The sequence below is a fragment of the Bacillus glycinifermentans genome (genome assembly GCF_001042475.2).
Lineage (GTDB): Bacteria > Bacillota > Bacilli > Bacillales > Bacillaceae > Bacillus > Bacillus glycinifermentans.
The window spans coordinates 81,765-100,454 of the sequence record NZ_LECW02000082.1 but is presented as its reverse complement, the minus strand read 5'-3'; the positions used below and the strand labels follow the sequence as shown (position 1 = coordinate 100,454).

Below are 18,690 nucleotides of genomic sequence, written 5' to 3'. Positions count from 1 at the left end.
CATTAGGGGGCTAAATAGAATGCATTATTAAAACTCCCAAATTGTTTGATAATAGATTGAACCTGTTTAACCTCAGCGAATCTAGGTGAACGGCCAAGTTCTGCGGCTTGTTGTTTAAGAATCTCAATAAGCTCTTCTTTTGTGTAAGCATTACTAATAGAAGATAATCCTGTCGCTTCAAGCCCATTTTTATAGGGGCTCCGCTGTCCCGGCGTTAGCCCAGCGGCCGCAAGCCCCTTATTAAAACTCCCGAAGTGATTGATTATTGAACCGGCTTGTTTTAATTCCGTCCTTTTAGGCGTTCTTCCTAATTCCTCAGTCCGCTTTTGAATAATTTCAATGAGCTCTTCTTTTGTGTATCTAGTAGATGGCTTTAATCCTGCCGCTTCGAGCCCATTAATAAAGGTTCCAAAATGATGAACTACTGCTTTTTTCTCCTTAACTTCTTTATATTTTGGAGAGCGCCCTAGTTCTTTGCTCTTTTGTTGTAAAATCTCAATAAGTTCTTCTTTGGTATATCTCCCAGCCATGTTTTTCTTCCCCACTATTCTAACTTACTTGGGATTTGTATTTTTCTTCCTTCCTTTTGGGTTCTGCTTGCTATACTCTTGTTTAAGCTCATGAGTCAGCTTTTTTAACTCTTTTATTCTTTCTACACTCTTTTTATTGTCATAATGAAGACGTGCAATATCCCAAACAAATAAGTCCTGTAACATCTTATCTGAATCTAAAAACTCTTTTTTTCTTGTAAATGTTGCTTTTTTGTCTATAATACTAAGTCTTTTAGCGATAGCAGTCATTTCGGCCAAAATAGATCCTAAATGCAATTGTATTCCTGAACTTTCCCATAGTTCATCATCTATGCCGAGTTCTTCCCTTAAACTCATTGATTTTAGATACAGTCTATTATCAGACATGTTTTTAAACTGTACTTCATTTAGTTCATCAGGATATTCTTTTCTCTTCATTTGATTTTTAAACTCGGTTAAAGATACATCATTCGGCAACATCCCCATTTATGACTTTCCTCCGATGCTATTTTTTACTATCAATTGAGTCTATTATACACAAAAAGCACCTTTTCAGGTGCTCTTGGCCAACTTATTTGTAGCAGTATTACTTATCGATTTCTGCTATTTTTATAAGACTTTTAATACGTTCATTACTCATCTTGTCAAAGTCAGGTGCATGCCCCGGAACAAAGTTGATTTTAGAAGCTGTGTTTAAGAGTTTCTTTCTTTTGGATGCATATATGCGCTCTTTTCTCTTCTTAAAATAATCGTTTAATTCACTCTTTAGTCTCTGTTCGTCCTCTTTGGTGAGGCTCCTCTTTCCAAAATCCAAGAAAGTTTGCTCCTTCATAAGCAGTCTCCCTTCAATATCTTGTTTTTCGTCCTCGTTTGTTTGGAGTTAGTTCAGCCGCTTCAAGTCCTTTGTTAAAGCTTCCGAAACGTTTTTTTATGGTGCCTGTCTGCTTAATTTCACGAGAACGAGGTGTTCTTCCAAGTTGCTCCCCGAGACACAAAGAGGTTCAACAGGCTACCACAATGCAATTTAGATTCGGAAGCTGGAATAAAGCTTTAGAAGCGGCAGGATTAAAGATTTATGAAGCCCCAAAAAAAGATCAAAAGTGGGAGCGGATACGAAAGAAATAGCCCTGATAAGTTAAAATCGGGGCTATTTTTATACAAGCCTCTTAACATCCGTTCAATTTATTCTTCATGTGTAATTTTAATGCAGCCTTCCAGTATCTCATAGTCCCTTGTTTGATTCCGCCTTCCTTTGTTTTCAGGTAATAGGGGTATTCAACAAACATATCATCACAAATGATGACCTCTTGAATTTTAGTTTTCCGCTGTCTTAGGTAAGAGTTAAGCTCTTTCCTTTCAGTTAACAATTCCTTTAATTTTAATTTGTAGAGATCGATCTGCTCCTCTTGTTGAGCTTTCAGTGCTTTTTCAATTTTCCCTTCTAAAGCATGAATACAGAGGTCAATAACAATCTTGTTGTGAATAGCTTCAATGTGTTCATCAGAAATATTAGCCCTAATATTAGCCATCATAATCTCCCACCACAAAAGGAACGTTTGTTCTTATTATACACAAGTTTCAATTAATATGGCATATCATACTTAGAGGAAGGATAGGCTCTCTTTATGTATTATTTTATCCATCAATTACTCATTTTAGAAAAAAGAAGGATAGTTCAATCTTAAATCAAAGTTCTTTTGGAAGCGGAAAGAAGAATAAGCAAAATATAGGGGAAGAAAGGAGCCTGAAAATCACTTAAATACTCAGACAGGGAAGTAAAGAAATGAATAAAGATCAGGAGTTTTATTTTGACACGGAAGACTTGGAGAGGTTCCATTATCAGTTAATGTGTTTAAACAACTATGTGGATTAGATAAATGATGAAGTTTAAAATTTTAATCTACTCATTTTAAACAGTATACTTGTCGTTTTAGGACAAAAGAGATTATTGAAAATTCAATATCCAGAAAAGTAAAATAAAAAAGATGGTGTTAAGGAAAAAGGGAGGGAAATATGAAGAGGTATAAAGGGATTATAGGGATAGGTCTTGTTGTCATTGGCTTAATATTTGGAGTTAATCACTATCAAAACCAATCTGCTGGTGATATGATACTTCGTTTTATAGGATTACCGGCTTGGAGTTATGACGATTCATCAGGTCTTCATTATAGTGTTATTGGTGCCTTTATTATGACTATTACAGGATTTCTTCTTACAGCAAGCCATTATAGTAAGATAACTCACATCAAATTAAAACTTATTCTATTCGGAGCTTTGTTTGCTGTTCTTTATCCATTCGCTACTGAGCAAGCGATGTTTATTGTGAAGCGAAATACAACTGGTTTAGAAGCTGTTGAGTATATCAAAAACAAAAGCACTTGTGAATACGAAACAATGGATGACCAGTTAAACATGGATTGCTCTATTAAGGTGAACAATTACGGAAAAAATGCAGAGCGCATCTACGTTTATCCAAATAGCAATAACGATCGATCGGAATTTAAACCAGAAAAGCTGTCATTGCCACCTCACTCTCAAAACGTGTATAACATTAGTTTTACTACATCTATGGATGAAGATGGCTCATTATTTGGTGAAACAGATATTCCGGATATTCAGATTAATGTTTTGCAATAAAACAACTATGTTGAAATCGATTTTAGTCTTAGTCTAGGTTAAAATAACAGTGAGATTAGCAAAAGTAAGAGTAATCATTACGCTTTATCTATAAGACAGGACTGTTGCAACAGTCGAGTCATCGAACACAAAGCAGGCTCGTCAAAGAGCTGGCTCCGAAGGTGTAAATACATGGATCTCCCTAGAAGTTTAACGGCTCAAGGGAGGTCTATTTTTTTTTGCTCCATAGTGTCACAAGCATCATTGAATCAGTTGTAAATATGTGTATAATTTTCGAATTGTCTTTCAATTCTACAAAATCAGACAAAAATTTCATTCTTGCAGTGATAAATCAAGGTGTCTATTAAATGGACTAGCTTTTAACAGAACACATTCGATTTTCTCCCTCTGCGGTTTAGAGGAAGACCTGCTTCTTTAAGCCCTTCTCTAAAACTTCCAAACTGTTTCACTATGGTTTGGAATTGTTTAACTTCCTTACGTTTAGGAGATCGGCCAAGTTCCTTTGCTTTCTGCCGTAGGATATTAATGAGTTGCTCTTTTGTGTAAATTGGTTTTTGGTGTTCTCTATTCGATGTTAACTTGGCCGCTCTAAGAGCCCGTTTAATGGGATCTTCTTAGTGAATCCTCTAACCATTTTTTCATCTTCTACTCACTCATCCTAAACCCAATTCATGCTTTACATAAATGACCCTTGATACAATCTTGTCTTCATTATGATTATAGATATACTGATATTTAGGATCATTTTGCTCTTTTGCAAAATTGCTGAACGCATGAGATAAGCTATCAATACATAATATAACTACATCCGCCTTTTCCATCAGCTCTTTTGTACGTTTTTCTTTCTCGAATCCTTCTACACAGTCAGCTTTCAAGCCGTGTTTTCTAAGCCTGTCCCTATATTTCACTCCATTTCTCGAAGAAACGATCAACACACTAAAATCACCAATATGGTAGTAAACTTCCTTGTCTATTGTCTTTCTGTTAGTGCTACGGGATATATCGACTTCTTTTCTAAACTCTTTTTCAAACTTACTCTTGTAAGTGAAAATGATCTTTACCTTCGACTCTGAAATTGGAACGGCGGCTACCGCTGATCCGTTTTTGTATTTAAAGATTAAATAATCATTTCTGTCCACTTTGTATTCTACACCGTTAATATCAACGAATTTACAAATGTCATCTTCTATAACTACAGTTCCAAATAATCGATTTTCATAATATAAATCATTTTTCATTTCCTTCTCTTGAGAAATATTCCGAAGCCGTTGTATTTGTTTTATTTTTCTTGTAAGATCAAAAGCCATCTCGTATCTGTTTACATTTGAATCATTTAAATATTCAATGAACGTCTGTATAATAAATTCAGGATTTAAAATGGAATATTCCTCTCCGAATGTTCTCCATTCACTTATTTCTCGCTCTTTGACACTCAAGCTATCGGTAAGGTTTTTAATCTGGTCATTCCTTATAGTAATGCCTATTTTCATATTTTCTAAATCGATTTTAAGAGTTTCCATCTTCTGTTCCGACTTTTTATATAGACGTACAAGGTTTTGACAACGATTTTTAAGATTTACATTTTGTCTTTCGATTCTCTTTAAAACTATATTTCTATGTTCAATTATTTTGTTTGCTTCTTTTAATTTCAGCTTTAATTCATCAATTTCATTTTGTAATGTTCTTTCAAGATCTGTTTTAGCCAATTGCATTTCTTTAAGGTCATTTTTCATTTCATTATGAGATAAATTCATCTCATGTATAGTCCTTTTTAATTTAGAAATCTCATCATCTTTTGACTTAACTTCCGCATTAAGATTGATTATCTCGTTAGATTGATTTTGAATCTTTTTTTCGGCATTCTTTAAGCTCTTCTTAGCATCCTTATAGAGGTCTTTATAATTTGAATCATGGCCGTTTCTATTGTCATCATTCGATTCAAAATCCTTCCCCTCCATTATTTGTTTAACTCTCTCCTTAATGACCTGTTGTTTTTCTTTCTTTTGCTCTATACCTAGAGCTCCTTGTTTGGCCTTATTTTTTCTATAAGGAGACGATGGAAATGCTGATTTAATGGTTCTAGACAATTTTCTCCCCCATCTCTAACTTAAGATTTAGACTTTTGTTCTTTCTTTTATTATTCGGTGTCAACCCCGCCGCTTCTAACCCTTTATTAAAACTGCCGAAACGCTTTCTTATGGTTGACCGCTGTTCAACTTCCTTCTGTTTAGGTACTCGGCCAATCTCTTCGGCCTTTTTCTGTAAGATCTCGATCAGTTCTTGTTTAGTATAGGGGTTTGTTCTTGTTCTTGAATGTTCAATATTCGGAGTTAACCCCGCCGCTATGAGTCCTTTATTAAAACTGCCGAAATGCTTCGATATGGTGTTCCATTGTTTAACTTCCTCTGCCTTTGGTGCTCTGCCAATCTCTTGGGCCTTTTTCTGTAAAATCTCGATAAGTTCCTCGTTTGTATACACCTTTCGTTCTTCCGTTTTCAATCCGGCGACTTCTAGCGCTTTGTTAAAACTCCCAAAATTTTTTGTTATAGCCCCTACTTGCTTTACTTCCCGCCTTTTAGGGGAGCGGCCAAGTTCATTTGCTTTAGCCTTTAGCATCTCAATGAGTTCTTCTTTTGTATAATCTCTCCGCCTTCTCGGAGTTAATCCCGCCGCTTCAAGACCCTTATTAAAGGTACCGAAATGATTAACTATAGTTTGGAATTGTTTAATTTCCCGCTTTTTGGGAGATCGACCAAGTTCCTCGGCTCTTTGCTGTAATATTTCAATCAGTTCTGCTTCTGTATATTTCTTTCTTCTTTTTTTATTTGGTGTTAACCCTGCCGCTTCTAATCCTTTATTAAAGCTCCCAAAACGCTTTACTATGGTTTGGAATTGCTTAACTTCTTTTTGTTTAGGGGAACGGCCAAGTTCCTCTGCTCTAGACTTTAGCATCTCAATCAACTCTTCTTTGGTATATTTCCGAGCCATGTTTAACTCACCTTCTAACGGCGCTTATTAGTTATTTCAGTTTTTTGGTTTTCTTCCTTTATGATTAGGAGCTAATCCTGCCGCTATGAGTCCCTTATTAAAATTGCCAAAACGCTTCACAATGGTTGACCATTGTTTAACTTCCATCTGTTTGGGAGAACGACCGAGCTCTTTTGCTTTCTCCTGTAGAATATGGATCAGCTCTTCTTCGGTATACTCTCTTCGTTTTCTTGGAGTTAACCCAGCGGCTTCTAATCCTTTATTAAAACTGCCAAAATGCTTTACTATGGCTGACCATTGTCTAACTTCTCTCTTCTTCGGAGGACGACCCAACTCTTTAGCTTTATTCTGTAGAATATCGATCAGTTCTTCTTCGGTATACTCTCTTCGTTTTCCCGGAGTTAACCCAGCCGCTTCAAGTCCCTTATTAAAACTGCCGAAATTCCTTCTGATAGTTTGGTCTTGTTTTACTTCTTCCTTTTTAGGAGAACGGCCAAGTTCTTTAGATCTTTGTTGTAATATTTCAATCAGTTCTTCTTTGGTATAGTCTTTGTTCGGAATTAACCTGGCCGCTTCAAGTCCATTATTAAAAGTACCGAAATGATTAACTATAGTTGAATATTGTTTAACTTCCCTCTGTCTAGGAGAGCGGCCAAGTTCCTCTGCTCTAGACTTTAGCATCTCAATTAGCTCTTCTTTGGTGTATTTCCTAGGCATGTTTAACTCACCTTCTATCCGCTCACTGCAATATTATTTCAGTTTTTTTCTTCCTCTTTTATTGGGAGTTAATCCAGCGGCTATGAGCCCTTTACTAAAACTCCCGAAACGTTTTTTTATGGTGCTTAACTGTTTGATTTCATGAGAATGAGGCGTTCTTCCTATTAATTTCACGAGAACGAGGTGTTCTTCCAAGTTCCTCTGCTCTCTTCTTAAGAATTTCAATAAGTTGCTCTTTTGTATAGCTGTTTGGGATTAATCCAGCCGCTTTAAGTCCTTCTTTATAACTCCCAAAGCGATGAATTACAGAATTTGCTTGTTTGAATTCATGCATACGAGGTGGTCTGCCTAATTCTTTAGCTTTTTGCTGTACAATTTCAATCAGTTTTTCTTTGGTATAGCCATTTTTATGTGGAGATAACCCAGCCGCTTCAAGACCCTTTTTAAAGCTTCCAAAACGCCTTGCAATAATCCCAGCTTGTTTTACTTCGCTCTTCTGAGGGGAACGACCAAGTTCGTTGGCTCTTTGTTGTAGGATCTCTATTAGTTCTTCTTTGGTATATTTCCTAGCCATATTCAACCCACTTTCTACTTATCGTTGGGAATCCTGCCTACCCGATACTTAACCATTTTTGGCCTGTCTATATGCTTCCAAACAAGCCAACATTACTGACAGCTCATCCTTTGTAATCTCTGTTTGATTGTGCTTTACAACGAAATTCCGAAAAAGGTATTTAGTGGTTAATGTTTGCTTTGGTTGTTCAAGATTACTTTCATTGGTCAATTTTTGTTTTGTTTTCTTATTGTTATTATCATCAACAATTTGAATGATATCGTTGATATTACCCAAATTAAATGCATTTACAATGCGCTCTAAGTGATCAATAGAAATGCGATCTACATGATTGCGAACTAATTTTGAAACTGCGGCCGGACGGATTTTCACCTTATCTGCAAACTTCTCTTGATTCAGCCCGTGTTTACCAATTAAATCGTCAATACGTAAAACTATTTTCTTCATCATTCTTATCCTCCAATTCAATTCTAGAAACTGAGTCTAAAATTAATTCATCTAGGGTTTTGTTTAGTCGCTTTGCTTTTTGTTCAAGCTGAATTTTTTGGGATTTTGTCAGTTTCAACCTTACGATTTCGAGATCGCTGTCAAAATAGGTGCCATTTCTTCTTTGATGCACTTCTCCTCTTACAAGATAATTCTGTAATATTGCGTATAAATCTTGGGACAGTTTACTGATAAGGCAAGGCCGTACTTCTAATAAAAGAGTGTTATCCGATTCGGGATTAATCCTCATATTAACTGGGCTTATCTCTTGATAAAGCATATCAAGCACCGTGAACATCGGATTATGAACAGAAGGATGCAGTCTAAATTTAAATTTAACAAATCCTTCTTTTGTTATCGGCTTTCTTTTTTTAATCTCATAGACTGGTGTATATCCCGTCCCTATCAACTCCTCATAAGTAAGGCGTTCATCCTCATCTGTAATAGCAAGCATATTACCTTCCAAGGACATTAATCGTGCTGTGCGATCTCTTTTTACGAACTTCTGAAGCAATACCACATTTAAGTCCTGTCTATAGAAGAACTCTTTTGTGTGTCTTTTTCCGATTTTGTGTTGCTTTAGAAATTGGTCTACATCTGCCTCTTTAATAAAGTTGCATGTTTTACCTCTATAAAGCCCTTTATATGCAGGGAGCATCCCTTGGTTAATGTATTTCACCACTGTAGCTTGAGCAACACCTAATCTTTTAGCAACTTCTGCTGTCGTTAAATCGGTTGGTTGCATTTCTTCTTTAAGTTTTAAGACATCTGAAAGATTAAACTCATATCCGCCATCAATCTTCCAATCATCTTTATTTATAGGTATAAGTTTATCCTTGGCTATGTAAGAATAGACTGTTTGATTAGTTATATTTAAAACCTCCATTACATCGTGAACATTAATAATATCTTTAAATGATTCATTATCATTTGTGTTGCTTTCATTCATATACTTCATTTGACATCCACCCCTATAATAAATTTTATATTAATTATAACACGATATAATCAACAATAGTTTCGTTTAAACACCATATTCATTTATCGAAGTTCTTAATCTAATATTTAAAATTATAGAATTAAACACTTATGCAAACTGTAGACAAATGGGCAGTTTTTCTACAAACGATTAAAAATCAATCATAAATTTTGGTTTAATGATGAAACCCATATACTTATTAAAATGTTATAATGGCAACATAGCATTCCATTATATAAGAGTAGAAAACATTATTTAAATATGGAGTATTGAGAAAAATGATAATGATAGGGGGTATCATATTTTGAATGGTTTATCAGTACATAATAAAGATATCGATATATTCAATAATCATAGTGCAACATCATCTTTATTGCTGAACAGAGAAGCTTTTCATTTAGTGGAAGAACAAACTGTAGAAAACGAAAAGCAAAACTTGAGTTTTTTTAACGGATTTAATGATATTGCTGTTATGTATTATTTCATTCATAGAGAAAAACATGTTCGTAAAGAACGCAACAGAGAGGATAACACGAAACAAGAATATACCCGTATACTCTTGCAGTTTTATAAGTACTTAGAAGATAACCGGAGCTTCTTTGAACAAGAGGTGTCGGACTATGATAAACATTCGTTGCTAAAAAACCTTCGCCCAAGACATATTAAAGCGTTTCAAAAATATCTGAGCACAGCACCTCTTGGTAAAGGGGGAAAGCCATATAAGGCCGCTACAATCAATCAGAAAAACACAGTGATTAAGAGCTTTCTGAGTTTTCTTTTTGATAACGGATATATTCAACATCCGCTTCATAAATCAATGCTAAGCACGTCTATATCCAAAGACGAGATTCCAAATCGTGATCTTTATTATCACGAGGTTAAACAGCTCCTTGACTTTTATAAGACTAACCCAATCACTCTCGGTCTCTTAACAACACTGGCAATGACTGGACTTCGTATACAGGAAATAGCGAAAGCAAAAATGAAAGATTTATATTATGATGCATTGAGCGGTAACTATAGACTTCGGGGAGTAGGAAAGGGCGGAACCCCTTTTGATGAGCTAATACATGAAGTAAACTTTGAGAGAATTATGGCTTACAGAAAGCGCCGTAGGATGAGTACTACCCTTGACCCTACAGATGAAAGTCCTTTATTTGCTACTCCCAAGGGGAAACACTATAATCATAAAAATCTTAGCAACTTCATCATAAGAGAAGTCAAAAGAACAAACTTACCCTTCTTAAACCACAGGGAATCAAAGATAACCCCTCATAGTTTTCGTCATTTTTGGGCTATCTACAGCCGACAAATGGGCGCTGACATCTCGGAAATACAAAAAGGTTTGAGACATAAAGATAGACGCACAACTGAACGATATTTAGAAAAAGTTTTGGAAAGAGAAAGAGAAGCCGCTTTAAGATGGGATCAAAGTAAGTTTTAGATGGTTGTAACGATTCCGAGTGAACAAATAAAGAAATCATCGATTCAACAAATAGGAAGAATCCTAAAATTTACAAAAAGTATATTATATTTTATAATTATTTTTAAATATAAAGGGAGGGAATTAACATGGGGAAGGAATATACAAAAGAAGAGATGATTGAAGTTCTACAGAAAAAATCAGAAGAGTTAGGAAGACCACCTAAAGGTCTTGAATTAAAACAAGAAAAGAAATAGGGGGGTTCGTGGAAAAAGAACAATCTTCCCCCACAAAAAAGCACGTTGTCCTCTTCTGACTCATAAGAAAAGCCACTGCTATTTAAGTAGTGACTTTTTTGTTGCTAAGTGATGTGCCATTCACACCTTTAAACTCTGTTCTTTTTCAGTGATTAAATCTGAACGTTTCGCTTTCCCCAAACTTGTGAACAATAGAATAAAGATTCCGGCAATCACTTCGATTATCCCTCCAAATGCAATTACTTTTCCTGACCCGAAAATAGTTGATACATAGCCACTAATTAAAGCTCCTAGTGGAATCATGACATAGGATATCATGTTAATAATGGCATACACCTGTGGCTGGTCTTCATCATTAACAGACATTTGAATGATTGTATGTTCTGGGATATTCACCGCACTGACCGTAGCACCTAATGCAAATGCCGCCAAGAACACTAACGGTAAAATTGAAAACAACCCTGCAACAAAAAAAGCGGCCCCCTCCACTATCCCGGCAGTAACAAGTAATAGTCCATATCTATTCACATTTACCTTTGCCAAAATATATCCCAACAAAAAAGCGCCAATTGCCGTTGTAACTTTCAAGAATGAATGTACAATTGAATCCCCGTTTAAATCTTCAGATATATATACGGCTGAAATTGCTTCCCAAGGTGCTGATGCGAAGTTTGAAAACACACAAAATAATGCTAACGGAAACAAAATGTTGTGTTGTCTTACAAGCAAAAACCCTCTTCTTAATTTCTTTATATAGGTACCTTTAGGTTTAGTCAGGGTGGTGGTATTCGAGACGGTCTCTTTAATTTTGTACTTAATAAAAAGAACAAGGCAAGCTGACATAATGTAAAGCGGAAGGATGATAAACATTGTATAAGCCGCACCAAAAACAGCAATCAAAACCCCACCAATTGTTAGTGCAATCAGTCTTATTACCTCTCCTGAAGACTGTATTGTTGCATTTGCTTTTTGTATAAGATCTCTTTTCATAATTTTCGGAATCAAAGAAACAGATGCAGGATCATAAGAAGCTCCTGTTGCTGAATGTACAAGCATAAGGAAAATAATAAACCAAAGAGGTGAGAATCCATTAAAATAGCATATTGGAATAACTAGCATAATTGATGCCCTCGTTAAGTCCGAAAAGAACATCCAAAACTTCAGTGTGGTTGTTTTCATCAATGGTGTTATGATCGGCCCCAAAATTGCCTGCGGAAGAAAACTGACAGCGATTAAAAAAGCGGTTCCTACAGCACCTTTACCACTCTGTATTAGAAACCACAGAATTGTATTAAACGATAAACTGTCAGCGATTATCTTCACCATTTTTGAGCAAAAAAGAAAAGAGAAATTTCTTTGCCACACACCGTTATTTTCAATCATTTTTAACCCCCCTATTCCACCAATTACTTATTTTTACATATCTCTTTTTTCATACAATATCCCTTCACCGTTTAGAAGTCAATATGCAGAAAGACTCTTGAATGAAGAGAAGCAGTTTTATAGGGGATCAAACAAAAATTTTGACTGTAGGGCCGACATAGAGCGTGTCCATTGCTTCCGGTCACACTCCTCTTTAATGGACAATTGTTGGAGCGGCCGTTAGTATGGAATAAGTGTATGAACAAATCTCTTACGCACCCGTAACGAAATATAGAAAACTGGAGGATAAAGGGATTGTCGATTTAACATACAGTAATGATGAACGGAATGATGATTCAAAAATTAGAACAGAAACTTTTATCGTGTCCGCAAAAGATGCAAATGAAGCAAATAAAAAAGCAGATGAAGCTTTTAAAAAACAAGCCAATGTTCCGTACAATGAATATTATATTTGGGAAATCACAGAAGATGATTGTTTAGAGGAATAAGCGTAACAACGGAGAGCGAGACATTCTTGTGATTCATTTATTGTAAATATTCCATCCACATAGCAAAAGACAAAACCGCCTCGAACTCAGTCCGAAATGATTTTGTCAATCCCATTGCTTTCTATTTCAAATCCTTGTTCTCTAAACCGATCTGAATTTGGTTTATTTTCAACGATTTTCTTCCCCTTCTCATTTAACTTCACATAAACATATTGATTTAAATTAAATTTCTTCATATTCTTCTTCCTTTCTGTTCATCTTTCATCTGTGTAACAATCGGCCAATCAAATTAATCTTCTAATCAATGTAAAAGTCCCCGAGGTATAAAGCGGTTATGGAGTGTTTATATGTATAGTTGTTCTTTAGTTTACTTGCCAAAATTAGTTTAAAGAAATTATAAACATTATGATACTTTTTGTCAATTCGATTGTTAAAGCCCGTTGTTTGTGTACTTCTTAAAAATGCAACTAAGTCTAAACTCAACTTAAGAACAAACTGATTAAAGTAGCGGCTTTTGACTTTTGAAGGTAGTGTTTTATCCATTCAACGGTTATGTAGCCTTGATTCTATAAGCTATCTCATAGCCCAATGTCTTTAATTCATCTAGCTTGGTATGCTCCTCTTTAATTAAGTCATTTAGTTCGGACAATGCCTTATCTAACTGAGGATTTTGTTTCCCGTATATTATTTTAATCTCTTCGACTTTCTGTGTAAGTTTCGAGAGATTAACCTGATTATTTTGCCTTGTCAATGGTATCCCCTCTCATCTGTTCAGACGTTAAAATTTAATTTGTACGGAGTCTCTAATATCATCATAGCATTCACCATTAAGAAGTTTGAAAACATCAATTCCAAGCTCTCTCTTAAGATCATTAATAGCATTTAACACTGTCATGGCTTTTTTTGCATCATCTTTTAGGCGAGATACTTTCGGAACTCTCCCTTTTGTTTTAATTTCAGTTCCTTTTATGTTGAAAGTTACGATTGCTGTTGTCATTCAAATACACTCCTTAAAAATAGATTGACCTTGTCCCACCAACCATATGCCCATTCCTCCATAGAATGAGAATAGATCATTTTGTATCCTTTGGATGTGATTAAATCTTCAAGCTCTCGGAACAGCCTTATTCAAACATACAACGGCATCGTCAGTTCGAATGTTTATATGGACTATTCCGTTTTCCTCTGTGAGGAAAACACATGTATTCCCTTTGGTTATCGATATTTCTTTAGTCAGTCATAAGGATCCTCCAATTCATTTTATAGATTTATTATATACATTCATATACTTTTTGTCAAAGAACTCTCGTGTCGTCTCCTTCTACCTAAAAATAAATTGGTTATACATGTAGTTCCAAAAAAATAAGGCAGGTTTTGTCTCCTGCCTTTTAAATTTAATATAGCCTGATTTTGAAGAACTTTATAATTTCCTGAACACTTTTTTATAATTCGGAACCCCTTGATTTGTCCTGTTCTTCTTTTCACTTTTCAACAGCGTATTTAAAGACTTCTTCCGGAATCCACACCTGCTCATCTTCATATGCTCCATCTAAATACTGAACTAATACAAACCCCTTATCTTTGTTTTCTTCAAGAAACATAACCTTATCACCTTTAAACACACTTTGGATGTCTCCTCCAACATCTAGTGTGCCATCTTTATTGGCCTCTTCTACAGCTTCTTGATAGGCTTCTATACTTTTTCCTCCGGTGATGTTTTCTTTTACAATAAAGGTGTCTCCTTCCTTATATCCACACCCAGACAGTAAGATTCCTACGAACAAAAATGGCATTAATTTTCTCAACATTTTATAGTTCTCCTCGATTCTTATTAAGCGAGCCTTATTCGCCCTTATAATTTTATTCGACATTTTAAGACATCACTTAAGTCATTTTTTAGATAGAGTCAAAAATAAGAGCTAAATGGATTCTAACAAATCGTCCAAAAATTAGGATGAGAAGAAGAATAGTTGGGGATACAAAACAATAAAAAAAGCCAACAGGTGTGGGGTTACGAAAACTAACTAGCTAATTTTGCGTTCGGTTAGTATTTTTGGCGAGATTATTATGAAAAGGAGTATCATTGATCGATATGGATCACACACGCCAGATTAACGGACTTTTCATCTATTTTCGAATTTTTGAGGAAGTTCCTTTGACTTTTGAACAACTCTTAAGATGTCAATGATTCGTTCCACTCTTTGCTGTTTTATAATATTTTGCGGGCAAACTCATCTCACTAACTCTAATCGTCTAACAGTTTCACTGAGAAGCTGTTCTAATTGAATGCAATCATCGTCAAATCCATCCATTTACGACTCCTACACCTTATCGATTTAATCAATTGAAATTAAAAAGAGGACTCTGGATAAGCCAGAATCCTTAAAAAATATAAAAGGGTTGCACTTACATTGCATAGGTCAATTATGCATTTTCATAGTACTCTTTTTCATCACGGTTGTAAAGGACAACAACAAAGCTTTACACCATAAGCTTCTTCAATTGACTTTTTAAGCGTTTTGAGAGCTTTTGAATACTCACAAGCTATATCTTGGTAGGCGCTCTTCTCCTTGTCAGAACAAGTATCAATACATTTTGCTATTTTTAATAGATCAATTTTAAGCTGGTGGATCTTCCTGATATCCTGTTCAAATACACACCCAGCCATTTAAAGTCCCTTAACCGTCTCATCAAGTGATAATATTTCACTGATTTTCTTGATATCTGTTCCAGACACCTCATGCTTCACATCTGCTGTTTCAATTACAGTGTATGGAGTAAAGTTCACATTTAGATTTCTGAGCTCCTGAGCGGCCGATTCATCATTTATAACATCTTTCTCTATAAACTCCACGTTGTTTTTCCATAACCAATGTTTCAGCGCTTTACATGGATTACACGCCGGATTGATATAAACCGTTATTTTCAACGTTATTCCCTCCTTATTTGTCCTTCTTAATATAAAAGTGAAAAAAAATAGACCAAACTCAAAAAATAAAAAAATGGTTTCTTTTTTGATTTTCTCCTCATTTATTCCACCTTTATAAGTGCGGACAAAAGAAGGGAGGAAATTCAAATGTCTGAAGACCATAAAACAAAGGAAATTATTCTGCCTCAGAGTGAGTTGATTTGTAAACCTGATCGAAGATGTTGCAGTTATGGAAGTGATTGTCCTGGTGAATTCAAAATCACTCCAGTAGGAGATGTAGTCTTTAATCGGTGCGGTTGTTAATAATAAAGATTTAAGTGGTCAAGAGCGGGAAATATTCTCCCCTCTCTTCCCCAAGGCGGCATAGCCAAGTGGTAAGGCGAAGGACTGCAACTCCTTGATCATTGGTTCGAATCCGATTGTCGCCTCCATAATAAATTAAAGGAGATCGATAACATGGGGATCATGGTTACACCTTTAAACACTGACAAAAGGGACATCATTGTTGACGAATTGAATAACAACGAAGATTTTGCTTTACTCCTTGCAGAGGTAACTAAATATCAAGACGTAACAGAAGCTGAGAAAACAGATTCATTTGAATTCACCTTCCTCTTTCCAGAGCAAGAAAAAGAGGTGAAAAAAGAAGCTCTTTTCGTAACATTAAATGACGAAACAATTTTCGAAGCCGTAAGGGAATCGTGCGGGAAATTACGAATTAAAGCTCATTATTCAGCAATTCAAGAGAATGGTGAGAAAGTTACTCGTCAAGCTATTGTTTCAGATCGATCTGTAGTGAATGAGCTTGAGATTCCATTTGATGAACGATATTTTCAGTTTGTAGAGCATCTTAAGCATCCAACAGGCGCAGAGGAGATTAGTGCAGAAGATGTCTCAACGCAAGCATGGTATGAGGGTTGTTTAGTCTTTGGAGATCCTGCTACAGGCTTTCATTATTATAAATGGTGTGGTGCAAAGTGTGGAAGCGGGACTCCAATCAACGCCTTAGACCGTTGCTGTCGAGCTCATGATTATTGCTGGGCAAACTTCGGCAAGGGCGATGATGAATGTGATATGAACCTCTATCACTGTGCAAGCAAAACATCTGATCCGGGATGGTACATGGTTGCTACATTTGGATATGAGTGTGCAACCAGCGGTTTATTCGGTGTTTGCTAAATTGATCCAATAAAAGAAGACTCTCTTAAAAGAGTCTTCTTTTATGATACAAGTGTAAAGAAAAGGCTGTAAACACCCAGCGAACTAACAGCAGAAGCTAGAACACCTATTGCAAGGAATAAGGTTGCGTTGGAAGCACGTTTGAAGGATAGAAGAACGATTATGGATAAGATGATACTGACTACAAAAGAAAATAGCCAAAAATAACCCACAATATTAAAGGGACTTACATAGCGGAACAAATAATTTGTTATATAGAAGAGGTTAATGATTAGGAATACGGTTAGAAGTACCTTCTTCATATTTCCACCACTTTCTATATATGGAATAGATGTCACCATTCATTTTAGCAAAAAAAAGAAAAGATCCAAAGGCTTTTTTATTTTTTAATGACAGATCTTAAATGGTTTATGGCCTCTGTTAAAGATTCGATCTTTTTTTCAAAGCGCAAAAGCAAATACACGGCTAAAACTAACGGAAAACCAAAGTTACCAACTGCCGTTATAATCTCCTCTAATGACATCTCTAAACCATCTCCTATACTTATTGTTTTATCGAATTCGATTTGTTTTCCTAAAACACCTAAAATAACAAAAATTGAGTATATTTAAAATATAGACGAATTTTGTCAAAATGCTCTCACTGCATATATATATCCTTTCTTTAAAAGAAAGGTGAAATCACACCGGAAATAATCAAAGAAGAGAACAACGTTTTAAGAATATTAGAAGTCGGAAAAAATTTCATGTATAATATGAGAACATTAGTTCTGTTTTTGATTTTAACTAATCTCTTTTCACCTTTTAATATCAGGGGGGTTTTATATGAAAAGTGAATCCAGTATTATTGATGACTGTTGTTGTCGAACTTCCAACAAAAATGTACTCGTTGTTAATGTGTTTAGGGAAATGATGCAACTAAAAACTCGATTATCTGAAATCAAACAGAATCCTGTGATGAAAGAATTTTTAGAGGATCCGGACAATCAAACCACCTTTTATAAAGCAATTGAACAGCCTACCGAAAAAAACCTCGATGCTTTAGATGAGAAATTTAAAACTTTTTATCGCATCAATCGTATAATCCGTTACCTATCTGGATTTATTCGGAGATATCCTATTGATTATGATAAAAGGGTTAAACGAAGACACGCTAGATACCAACTAATCATCAATAAGCCTCTCTCCCACACTAATGACGAATCCCAAAACGAAATAGGCGACTTAATTTCGGATGACCGAAGCATTGATCCACTTGAACAGCTTATAAGTACTGAGCAAAGCATTTTCCCAATAAGTAATGAATCCTTGAATAAGGCAGTAAAGCAACTCTCACCAAAGCAAGCAAAGATATTGCAGTTGTATTATGAGAAAGGCTTTAGTAATAAAGCGATTGGTTTGTTTTTCGGCCAAACAGAACAAAACATCTCATACTGGCACAAAAAAACCTTAAAACAATTGAAAGAAACCCTTGGGAATACAAGGAGGGAATTGAATGAAGCCTCAACACAACGAGGAGGAGATTGAGTTTATTTTAAATCAACTGGAGAGCAAAATTAAGAAGCATGTTAAAGAGACGGTACTTGATGAAAGAGAAGACTTGTCACAAGAAATGAAACTAAAGATTATAGAAAAGCTAGATACCCTGCTGGATGAAGCGGTACCAAGCTTTTTTGAATACACTCGTAAAATCTGCGAGTAGCATGGGCTCTCCGCTCAATTTCTCTTTTACAGAAAAAAGACTCCTTTTTTCGAATATAAGGAGTCTTTTCATTTTAGATTATCTTTGATCTTTTCAATCGCTCTATACAGATCTTCAAATTCCATTTTGCCGAGATACCTTTTTAACTCTCGATCTTGGATTGCACTGATTTTATGTGTCTTAACATAAGACATTTTATCGAGCCCTGCTTGTTTCCATTTATTTATCGGCGACTTAAATTGATCATAATATTTAGGCGGATTGCTTGGACTTTGGCTGGTTATCTCACTGATCGCTAAAAATGTTACATTATTGTTTTTATCTACATCAATAATAACAACAGGTCGTGGTTTTGACTTTGAAGGGTCATCCTCAAAGGCGACCTCAACAAGATATATATCCCCTACTTGAATCATAAA

The 18,690-nt window shown here is 35.4% G+C and carries 29 protein-coding genes and 1 tRNA gene; 9 read left to right on the top strand and 21 right to left on the bottom strand.

Annotation, left to right across the window (positions count from 1 at the left end):
• Positions 1 to 2: 2 nt before the first annotated feature.
• From AB447_RS24825 to AB447_RS27610, 4 genes are all read right to left on the bottom strand, one after another.
• The gene (locus AB447_RS24825) at positions 3 to 530 is read right to left on the bottom strand and encodes a homing endonuclease associated repeat-containing protein (protein WP_048355909.1); all 528 of its coding nucleotides are present in this window, start codon (positions 528 to 530) and stop codon (positions 3 to 5) included.
• 24 nt (positions 531 to 554) lie between these two features.
• On the bottom strand, positions 555 to 1,016 hold the full coding sequence (locus AB447_RS24820; RefSeq protein ID WP_048355910.1) for a hypothetical protein: 462 nt from the start codon (positions 1,014 to 1,016) through the stop codon (positions 555 to 557).
• 100 nt (positions 1,017 to 1,116) lie between these two features.
• Entirely contained in the window at positions 1,117 to 1,362 is a 246-nt protein-coding gene (locus tag AB447_RS24815) for a hypothetical protein (RefSeq protein WP_048355911.1), read from the bottom strand.
• 13 nt (positions 1,363 to 1,375) lie between these two features.
• Positions 1,376 to 1,525, bottom strand: coding sequence for a homing endonuclease associated repeat-containing protein (locus AB447_RS27610; RefSeq protein WP_224254558.1), 150 nt, complete (start codon positions 1,523 to 1,525; stop codon positions 1,376 to 1,378).
• Here AB447_RS27610 and AB447_RS27605 point away from each other — a divergent pair.
• Positions 1,461 to 1,655 (top strand): homing endonuclease associated repeat-containing protein, encoded by a 195-nt coding sequence (locus AB447_RS27605; protein WP_224254559.1) that lies wholly within the window; start codon positions 1,461 to 1,463, stop codon positions 1,653 to 1,655. The genes AB447_RS27610 and AB447_RS27605 overlap by 65 nt on opposite strands.
• 41 nt (positions 1,656 to 1,696) lie before the next feature.
• On the opposite strand, the gene AB447_RS24810 is transcribed toward AB447_RS27605, so the two are convergent.
• Positions 1,697 to 2,059 carry a hypothetical protein gene (locus tag AB447_RS24810; protein WP_224254560.1) on the bottom strand — a complete coding sequence of 121 codons (363 nt, stop codon included), beginning with the start codon at positions 2,057 to 2,059 and terminating at the stop codon, positions 1,697 to 1,699.
• 484 nt (positions 2,060 to 2,543) lie between these two features.
• Here AB447_RS24810 and AB447_RS24805 point away from each other — a divergent pair, with 484 nt between their 5' ends.
• The gene (locus tag AB447_RS24805) at positions 2,544 to 3,167 is read left to right on the top strand and encodes a hypothetical protein (RefSeq protein WP_048355912.1); all 624 of its coding nucleotides are present in this window, start codon (positions 2,544 to 2,546) and stop codon (positions 3,165 to 3,167) included.
• A 359-nt stretch (positions 3,168 to 3,526) separates the two neighbouring features.
• On the opposite strand, the gene AB447_RS27600 is transcribed toward AB447_RS24805, so the two are convergent.
• The 8 genes from AB447_RS27600 to AB447_RS24775 form a co-directional block, all read right to left on the bottom strand.
• Positions 3,527 to 3,715: a homing endonuclease associated repeat-containing protein gene (locus AB447_RS27600; protein ID WP_224254565.1), complete on the bottom strand. Its 189-nt coding sequence runs from the start codon at positions 3,713 to 3,715 to the stop codon at positions 3,527 to 3,529.
• A 105-nt stretch (positions 3,716 to 3,820) separates the two neighbouring features.
• The gene (locus tag AB447_RS24800; RefSeq protein WP_048355913.1) at positions 3,821 to 5,254 is read right to left on the bottom strand and encodes a DUF2325 domain-containing protein; all 1,434 of its coding nucleotides are present in this window, start codon (positions 5,252 to 5,254) and stop codon (positions 3,821 to 3,823) included.
• Entirely contained in the window at positions 5,247 to 6,155 is a 909-nt protein-coding gene (locus tag AB447_RS24795) for a homing endonuclease associated repeat-containing protein (RefSeq protein ID WP_048355914.1), read from the bottom strand. Before AB447_RS24795 ends, AB447_RS24800 begins: the two co-directional genes overlap by 8 nt.
• Before the next feature lie 36 nt (positions 6,156 to 6,191).
• Entirely contained in the window at positions 6,192 to 6,872 is a 681-nt protein-coding gene (locus AB447_RS24790; protein ID WP_048355915.1) for a homing endonuclease associated repeat-containing protein, read from the bottom strand.
• Between the two features lie 33 nt (positions 6,873 to 6,905).
• Positions 6,906 to 7,046: a homing endonuclease associated repeat-containing protein gene (locus AB447_RS27595; protein ID WP_368409242.1), complete on the bottom strand. Its 141-nt coding sequence runs from the start codon at positions 7,044 to 7,046 to the stop codon at positions 6,906 to 6,908.
• Positions 7,012 to 7,446: a homing endonuclease associated repeat-containing protein gene (locus AB447_RS24785; RefSeq protein WP_048355916.1), complete on the bottom strand. Its 435-nt coding sequence runs from the start codon at positions 7,444 to 7,446 to the stop codon at positions 7,012 to 7,014. Before AB447_RS24785 ends, AB447_RS27595 begins: the two co-directional genes overlap by 35 nt.
• A gap of 48 nt (positions 7,447 to 7,494) precedes the next feature.
• Positions 7,495 to 7,893 (bottom strand): helix-turn-helix domain-containing protein, encoded by a 399-nt coding sequence (locus tag AB447_RS25600; RefSeq protein ID WP_082634711.1) that lies wholly within the window; start codon positions 7,891 to 7,893, stop codon positions 7,495 to 7,497.
• Positions 7,868 to 8,890: a helix-turn-helix domain-containing protein gene (locus tag AB447_RS24775; RefSeq protein WP_048355917.1), complete on the bottom strand. Its 1,023-nt coding sequence runs from the start codon at positions 8,888 to 8,890 to the stop codon at positions 7,868 to 7,870. Before AB447_RS24775 ends, AB447_RS25600 begins: the two co-directional genes overlap by 26 nt.
• Before the next feature lie 325 nt (positions 8,891 to 9,215).
• Here AB447_RS24775 and AB447_RS24770 point away from each other — a divergent pair, with 325 nt between their 5' ends.
• Entirely contained in the window at positions 9,216 to 10,355 is a 1,140-nt protein-coding gene (locus AB447_RS24770; protein ID WP_048355918.1) for a tyrosine-type recombinase/integrase, read from the top strand.
• 128 nt (positions 10,356 to 10,483) lie between these two features.
• Entirely contained in the window at positions 10,484 to 10,591 is a 108-nt protein-coding gene (locus AB447_RS27355; RefSeq protein WP_172796398.1) for a homing endonuclease associated repeat-containing protein, read from the top strand.
• A gap of 120 nt (positions 10,592 to 10,711) precedes the next feature.
• On the opposite strand, the gene AB447_RS24765 is transcribed toward AB447_RS27355, so the two are convergent.
• Positions 10,712 to 11,974, bottom strand: a complete 1,263-nt coding sequence (locus tag AB447_RS24765) for an MFS transporter (protein ID WP_048355919.1) — start codon at positions 11,972 to 11,974, stop codon at positions 10,712 to 10,714.
• 233 nt (positions 11,975 to 12,207) lie between these two features.
• Here AB447_RS24765 and AB447_RS24760 point away from each other — a divergent pair, with 233 nt between their 5' ends.
• Positions 12,208 to 12,462: a hypothetical protein gene (locus tag AB447_RS24760; RefSeq protein WP_048355920.1), complete on the top strand. Its 255-nt coding sequence runs from the start codon at positions 12,208 to 12,210 to the stop codon at positions 12,460 to 12,462.
• Between the two features lie 86 nt (positions 12,463 to 12,548).
• Here the strand turns inward: AB447_RS24760 and AB447_RS26060 are convergent, their stop codons facing one another.
• The 5 genes from AB447_RS26060 to AB447_RS26455 all read right to left on the bottom strand — a co-directional run bounded on the left by AB447_RS26060 (position 12,549) and on the right by AB447_RS26455 (position 15,391).
• Entirely contained in the window at positions 12,549 to 12,698 is a 150-nt protein-coding gene (locus AB447_RS26060; RefSeq protein WP_156416029.1) for a hypothetical protein, read from the bottom strand.
• A gap of 314 nt (positions 12,699 to 13,012) precedes the next feature.
• A complete protein-coding gene (locus AB447_RS26460; RefSeq protein ID WP_048355921.1) occupies positions 13,013 to 13,213 on the bottom strand; it encodes a hypothetical protein in 201 nt (66 codons plus the stop codon).
• A gap of 27 nt (positions 13,214 to 13,240) precedes the next feature.
• Positions 13,241 to 13,459 carry a hypothetical protein gene (locus tag AB447_RS24750; protein ID WP_048355922.1) on the bottom strand — a complete coding sequence of 73 codons (219 nt, stop codon included), beginning with the start codon at positions 13,457 to 13,459 and terminating at the stop codon, positions 13,241 to 13,243.
• Between the two features lie 484 nt (positions 13,460 to 13,943).
• A complete protein-coding gene (locus tag AB447_RS24745; RefSeq protein ID WP_048355923.1) occupies positions 13,944 to 14,270 on the bottom strand; it encodes a hypothetical protein in 327 nt (108 codons plus the stop codon).
• Positions 14,271 to 15,130: 860 nt separating this feature from the next.
• A complete protein-coding gene (locus AB447_RS26455) occupies positions 15,131 to 15,391 on the bottom strand; it encodes a glutaredoxin family protein (protein WP_057957798.1) in 261 nt (86 codons plus the stop codon).
• A gap of 357 nt (positions 15,392 to 15,748) precedes the next feature.
• On the opposite strand from AB447_RS26455, the gene AB447_RS24730 reads away from it, so the two are divergent.
• Positions 15,749 to 15,822, top strand: a tRNA-Cys gene (locus tag AB447_RS24730).
• 25 nt (positions 15,823 to 15,847) lie between these two features.
• Entirely contained in the window at positions 15,848 to 16,570 is a 723-nt protein-coding gene (locus AB447_RS24725; protein ID WP_048355926.1) for a phospholipase A2 family protein, read from the top strand.
• Positions 16,571 to 16,949: 379 nt separating this feature from the next.
• Here AB447_RS24725 and AB447_RS24720 read toward each other — a convergent pair whose 3' ends face one another.
• On the bottom strand, positions 16,950 to 17,093 hold the full coding sequence (locus AB447_RS24720) for a YvrJ family protein (RefSeq protein WP_048355927.1): 144 nt from the start codon (positions 17,091 to 17,093) through the stop codon (positions 16,950 to 16,952).
• A 301-nt stretch (positions 17,094 to 17,394) separates the two neighbouring features.
• Between AB447_RS24720 and AB447_RS24715 the strand changes: the two genes are divergently transcribed.
• Together AB447_RS24715 and AB447_RS24710 are read left to right on the top strand one after the other, a co-directional pair.
• Entirely contained in the window at positions 17,395 to 18,096 is a 702-nt protein-coding gene (locus AB447_RS24715; protein WP_048355928.1) for an RNA polymerase sigma factor, read from the top strand.
• Complete coding sequence (locus AB447_RS24710) at positions 18,065 to 18,271, top strand: DUF2031 domain-containing protein (RefSeq protein WP_048355929.1); 207 nt, start codon at positions 18,065 to 18,067, stop codon at positions 18,269 to 18,271. The genes AB447_RS24715 and AB447_RS24710 overlap by 32 nt, the downstream gene beginning before the upstream one ends.
• A gap of 68 nt (positions 18,272 to 18,339) precedes the next feature.
• Here the strand turns inward: AB447_RS24710 and AB447_RS24705 are convergent, their stop codons facing one another.
• Positions 18,340 to 18,687 carry a type II toxin-antitoxin system PemK/MazF family toxin gene (locus tag AB447_RS24705; protein WP_048355930.1) on the bottom strand — a complete coding sequence of 116 codons (348 nt, stop codon included), beginning with the start codon at positions 18,685 to 18,687 and terminating at the stop codon, positions 18,340 to 18,342.
• Between the last annotated feature and the right edge of the window lie 3 nt (positions 18,688 to 18,690).

Bases quoted from the DNA above. Each gene is read 5' to 3' on its own strand.
- AB447_RS24825 (WP_048355909.1), bottom strand. From the start codon at position 530: ATGGCTGGGAGATATACCAAAGAAGAACTTATTGAGATTTTACAACAA.
- AB447_RS24785 (WP_048355916.1), bottom strand. From the start codon at position 7,446: ATGGCTAGGAAATATACCAAAGAAGAACTAATAGAGATCCTACAACAA.
- AB447_RS27605 (WP_224254559.1), top strand. From the start codon at position 1,461: ATGGTGCCTGTCTGCTTAATTTCACGAGAACGAGGTGTTCTTCCAAGT.
- AB447_RS24810 (WP_224254560.1), bottom strand. From the start codon at position 2,059: ATGGCTAATATTAGGGCTAATATTTCTGATGAACACATTGAAGCTATT.
- AB447_RS24820 (WP_048355910.1), bottom strand. From the start codon at position 1,016: ATGGGGATGTTGCCGAATGATGTATCTTTAACCGAGTTTAAAAATCAA.
- AB447_RS24715 (WP_048355928.1), top strand. From the start codon at position 17,395: ATGAAAAGTGAATCCAGTATTATTGATGACTGTTGTTGTCGAACTTCC.
- AB447_RS24710 (WP_048355929.1), top strand. From the start codon at position 18,065: ATGAAGCCTCAACACAACGAGGAGGAGATTGAGTTTATTTTAAATCAA.
- AB447_RS24795 (WP_048355914.1), bottom strand. From the start codon at position 6,155: ATGGCTCGGAAATATACCAAAGAAGAGTTGATTGAGATGCTAAAGTCT.
- AB447_RS24750 (WP_048355922.1), bottom strand. From the start codon at position 13,459: ATGACAACAGCAATCGTAACTTTCAACATAAAAGGAACTGAAATTAAA.
- AB447_RS24765 (WP_048355919.1), bottom strand. From the start codon at position 11,974: ATGATTGAAAATAACGGTGTGTGGCAAAGAAATTTCTCTTTTCTTTTT.
- AB447_RS24745 (WP_048355923.1), bottom strand. From the start codon at position 14,270: ATGTTGAGAAAATTAATGCCATTTTTGTTCGTAGGAATCTTACTGTCT.
- AB447_RS24815 (WP_048355911.1), bottom strand. From the start codon at position 1,362: ATGAAGGAGCAAACTTTCTTGGATTTTGGAAAGAGGAGCCTCACCAAA.
- AB447_RS24725 (WP_048355926.1), top strand. From the start codon at position 15,848: ATGGGGATCATGGTTACACCTTTAAACACTGACAAAAGGGACATCATT.
- AB447_RS24790 (WP_048355915.1), bottom strand. From the start codon at position 6,872: ATGCCTAGGAAATACACCAAAGAAGAGCTAATTGAGATGCTAAAGTCT.
- AB447_RS27355 (WP_172796398.1), top strand. From the start codon at position 10,484: ATGGGGAAGGAATATACAAAAGAAGAGATGATTGAAGTTCTACAGAAA.
- AB447_RS24705 (WP_048355930.1), bottom strand. From the start codon at position 18,687: ATGATTCAAGTAGGGGATATATATCTTGTTGAGGTCGCCTTTGAGGAT.
- AB447_RS24805 (WP_048355912.1), top strand. From the start codon at position 2,544: ATGAAGAGGTATAAAGGGATTATAGGGATAGGTCTTGTTGTCATTGGC.
- AB447_RS24775 (WP_048355917.1), bottom strand. From the start codon at position 8,890: ATGAAGTATATGAATGAAAGCAACACAAATGATAATGAATCATTTAAA.
- AB447_RS24720 (WP_048355927.1), bottom strand. From the start codon at position 17,093: ATGTCATTAGAGGAGATTATAACGGCAGTTGGTAACTTTGGTTTTCCG.
- AB447_RS25600 (WP_082634711.1), bottom strand. From the start codon at position 7,893: ATGAAGAAAATAGTTTTACGTATTGACGATTTAATTGGTAAACACGGG.
- AB447_RS26060 (WP_156416029.1), bottom strand. From the start codon at position 12,698: ATGAAGAAATTTAATTTAAATCAATATGTTTATGTGAAGTTAAATGAG.